Source organism: Streptomyces sp. NPDC051104 (assembly GCF_040682835.1).
In the GTDB taxonomy this organism is placed as follows: Bacteria; Actinomycetota; Actinomycetes; order Streptomycetales; family Streptomycetaceae; genus Streptomyces; species Streptomyces cynarae.
Window position 1 is genome coordinate 1 of record NZ_JBFBBS010000103.1, and the last position, 3974, is coordinate 3974.

General features: G+C 67.3%; 4 protein-coding genes. 2 read left to right on the forward strand and 2 right to left on the reverse strand.

What is annotated here, in order from left to right; all coding sequences use genetic code 11:
• A partial coding sequence (locus AB0N14_RS39610) for an IS982 family transposase (RefSeq protein ID WP_366030537.1) occupies window positions 1–682 on the forward strand: 682 nt, incomplete at its 5' end.
• Here AB0N14_RS39610 and AB0N14_RS39615 read toward each other — a convergent pair.
• Complete coding sequence (locus AB0N14_RS39615) at window positions 663–1103, reverse strand: transposase (RefSeq protein WP_366030538.1); 441 nt, start codon at window positions 1101–1103, stop codon at window positions 663–665. The two genes, AB0N14_RS39610 and AB0N14_RS39615, sit on opposite strands and share 20 nt — an antisense overlap.
• Window positions 1104–1332: 229 nt before the next feature.
• Between AB0N14_RS39615 and AB0N14_RS39620 the strand changes: the two genes are divergently transcribed.
• A complete protein-coding gene (locus AB0N14_RS39620) occupies window positions 1333–2949 on the forward strand; it encodes a metallophosphoesterase family protein (protein WP_366030539.1) in 1617 nt (538 codons plus the stop codon).
• Between the two features lie 343 nt (window positions 2950–3292).
• Here AB0N14_RS39620 and AB0N14_RS39625 read toward each other — a convergent pair.
• Window positions 3293–3974 (reverse strand): IS982 family transposase (locus AB0N14_RS39625; RefSeq protein ID WP_366030540.1); only part of this gene is annotated, 682 nt, incomplete at its 5' end.

A 3974-nucleotide genomic window follows, 5' to 3' on the forward strand; every position in this document is an offset into this window, starting at 1 on the left:
GCAGCAACCCGGCTACAACAAGCGGCTACGCAAGTCCGCCGAGCTGCTCCGCCGAGTCACCCGGATCCTTGCCACCAGCACCTCGGCGTGGAGCGACGACGTGTGGATCGTGGACTCCACACCCGTGGAATGCGGCCGCTCGCGGGAGACCGTGAAACGCTCCGACCTGGCCGGATGGGCCCAGTACGGGTACTGCGCCAGCCACAGCCGCTTCTTCTGGGGCCTGCGCCTGCACCTGGTGTGCACCCTCCAGGGCCTGCCCGTCGCCTTCGCTCTGACCGGGGCCAAGGCCGACGAGCGCGAGACTCTGCTGGACCTGTTCGCCGCCGAGCCGCACCTCCTCGCCGCCCGGCCCGGCCAGACACTGATCGGCGACAAGAACTACTTCGGCCGCGACTTCGAACGCGAACTGGTCGAGTACGGAATCCAGTTGCTCCGGCCGACTCGCAAGGGCGAACGGCAGCGGCCCGGCGGATCCCTGTTCAAGCCGTTGCGGCAGGTCATCGAGTCGATCAACGAAACCTTCAAGGGACAGCTCGACCTCGAACAGCACCGAGGACGAACACCCCGCGGTGTCATCGCCCGCGTCATGCAGCGAATACTCGCGCTGACCGCCGTCATCTGGCACAACGACCAGGCGGGACAAGCCACCCTCCGCTCGCTCACCGCGTACGACCACTGACCCCTTGGAATTGATCATCTAGGAAGTGCTCGGCCTTGCGTTCGCAGCGGCGGTGCAGACGGCGGCAGTCGCCCAGCCGGGACATCGTGCGCTCGATCGTCCAGCGGTGCCGGCCGAGCCGGGTGGAGGACTCGAGCCTTGCGGGCGATGCGGTGCGGGATGCCTCGCTTGCGCAGCCAGCTGCGCCTGAGAGGGACTGCAGGTCGTGGTTGCGCAACAGTTGCTGGCACTCGCGCCCGGCCTCGCATGATCTTTCGTACCGATGCCGCCGCAGCGATCGCGGGTTGAGCTTTACGCGGCCATCCGACGTGACGTCCCGCACCGGGACATCGAACCGTCGCGGAGACCCTGTGCCGACGAGATGGCGCGCGGGCCTCGCGGCGTCGACTTCATCACGATTGACGGGAGCGCGCCCGAACACCCCAACCGTTCCAAGGTATTAGCCAAGACAGGGCCAGGCCGCTGGGAATTGCCGTCCGTTGCGGTGACCGCCATCTGGCGTTCATACCTGTCTCACCGCTCCGGTCGACCGTGCTTCCTAGCGTCCGTGAGTGCGCGCACCGCTGACCTGCCGCAGCCCGCTGTCAGGTTCGGAGCGCTGCTGCCCGGTCGGTGTGCGACTGCACCCGACGACGCGAAAGGCCCCTGGAATGTCCGAAGAACCCAAGCAAACCAGAATCTCTCGTCGCAACGCGCTCGGCCTGTTCGGCGCGACAGTATCCGGCGCCGCCGCCGGGCCACTGGTCCTCGGCGCCGGAACCGCCGAGGCGGTCCCGGCGAAGTCGGAGGTCACCGGTCTCACCACCGGCTCGGCCACCACCCCCGTCCAGGGCCTGCACCTGACCTTCGGCGCCGACCCACGCAGCCAGATGGTCGTCTCGTGGGTCACTGACGCGGCCGTTAAGAACCCCCGGGTCGTTTACGGCACGCTGAGTGGCGGCTTCGGCTCAAAAGTGCACGCGACGACGAAGACCTACGTGGACGGCACCTCCGGGCGGACCGTCTGGGTCCATCACGCGCTGATCAGCAAGCTCAAGGCCGACACCGACTACCTGTACGCGGCCCAGCACGACGGCGCCACCCCCGACGCCGGCACCTTCCACACGGCGCCGTCCGGCCGAGCTCCGTTCACCTTCACTAGCTTCGGCGACCAGGGTGCGCCCAGTGTGACGTGGAAGACCGGAGCGAACCCGGCCGACGCCTCGGGCCGGGACTTCCAGCCCAACGCCACGCCCGCCGCTGCCGACATCGTCACCGGCGTTGAGAAGGTCGGCCCGCTGTTCCACCTCCTCAACGGTGACCTCTGCTACGCCAACACCGGGCCCGACCGCATTCGCGTCTGGCACGACTTCCTCACCAACAACAGCCGCTCAGCGCGATTCCGTCCGTGGATGCCGTGCGCGGGCAACCATGAGATCGAGCTGGGCAACGGCAAGCTCGGTCTCGACGCGTACCAGACCTACTTCGAGCTGCCCTCGACCGAGACCCAGCCCGAGCTCGACAACCTCTGGTACTCCTTCACGGTCGGCTCGGTGAAGGTGATCTCCCTGCAGAACGACGACATCGCCCTGCAGGAGGGCGGCGACATCTACATCAACGGCTACTCCGGCGGTCGGCAGCTTGCCTGGCTGGAGCAGGAGCTCAAGTCGGCACGGGCTTCGAAGGCCATCGACTGGATCGTGGTCTGCATGCACCAGGTGATGATCAGCTCGGCGACCGCCGCGAACGGCCCCGATGTCGCGCTGCGCGCGGCGTACGGCCCGCTGTTCGACAAGTACGGCGTCGACCTGGTGGTCTGTGGCCACGAGCACGACTACGAGCGCTCGTTGGCGGTGCGTGGCGTCGTCCCCGGCAGCGTCACCCTCACACCCAACCCGAGTCAGACCGCACTCGACGTGATCGACAGTGCGCACGGCACGACGCACATGGTCCTCGGCGGTGGCGGCGTGTCCGGCATCACCAACAACAGCTTCACCACCGACGACGCCGACGGTCACGGGCATCACTCGGCATACGTCCAGATGGAGCACGTCGGCAAATTCAACTCGGTCAAGGAGAAGGAGACGGCGGTCTGGATCGGTGTCCGCGACGCGGAGCATCCGTACGGCTTTGCCGAGTTCACCGTCGACCCGGGCCGTCACCCCGGTGACATGACCCGCATCCACGTCACCTACTACAACATCATCACGCCCACAGGTGAGCTGTCGGTCTTCGAGAAGTTCACGCTCCAACGCCGTCGTAGTGACGGCGGCCACGGCCAGCACTGACCCACCGCGACTAGCAGCAGTAGTCGTCAACGCCTGGGGCCGGGACGTCGTCCCGGCCCCAGGCGTTGACGGCCAGGAGCCCTTGGCGTGTGGGTCTCGAACACCAAATCGAGACGCGACATGCTCATCGTGGACCCCGCAGGGCGGCGCCAGCCTCACCACCTACCTCGTCGGAGCCACCGTCCGCTCCTTCCGCCCCGCCTACATGACATGGTTCCGCGGCCAGCAGATGGGGAAAGCTGAGCTGGACACCAGCCCCAGTTCCGGGACGGCGGACGAGCCGCAGCGTGACATCCCCGACCAGCGGGCCATCGATCCCTACTAGATGATCGATTCCAAGGGGTCAGTGATCGAAGGCGGTCAGTGAGCGCAGGACGGGCTGTCCGGTGTGGTCGTTGTGCCAGATCGCGGCGGTCAGCGCGAGGATGCGCTGCATGACGCGGGCGACGACACCGCCGGGCGTGCGCCCTCGGTGCTGTTCGAGATCGAGTTGGCCCTTGAAGGTCTCGTTGACCGACTCGATGACCTGCCGTAACGGCTTGAACAGTGGCGCTCCGGGCCGCTCCGGCTCGCCCTTGCGGGCCGGCCGTAGCAGTCGGATGTCCTGCTCTGCCAGCTCGTGTTCGAAGCCCCTGCCGAAGTAGTTCTTGTCGCCGATCAGCGTTTGGGCGGGCCGGTCAGCAACGAGGCCGGGTTCGGCAGCGAGGAGGTCCAGCAGGGTCTCGCGCTCGTCGGCCTTGGCCCCGGTCAGGGCGAAGGCGACAGGCAGGCCCTGGAGGGTGCACACCAGGTGCAGCCGCAGGCCCCAGAAGAAGCGGCTGTGACTGGCGCAGTACCCGTACTCGGCCCATCCGGCCAGCTCGGAGCGTTTGACGGTCTCGCGGGAGCGGCCACATTCCACGGGTGTGGAGTCCACGATCCACACGTCGTCGCTCCACGCGGAGGTGTCGGTGGCCAGCAGTCGGGTGACGCGCCGAAGCAGTCCGGCACTCTTGCGCAGTCGCTTGTTGTAGCCGGGCTGCTTG

Bases quoted from the DNA above. Each gene is read 5' to 3' on its own strand.
- AB0N14_RS39620 (WP_366030539.1), top strand. From the start codon at position 1,333: ATGTCCGAAGAACCCAAGCAAACCAGAATCTCTCGTCGCAACGCGCTC.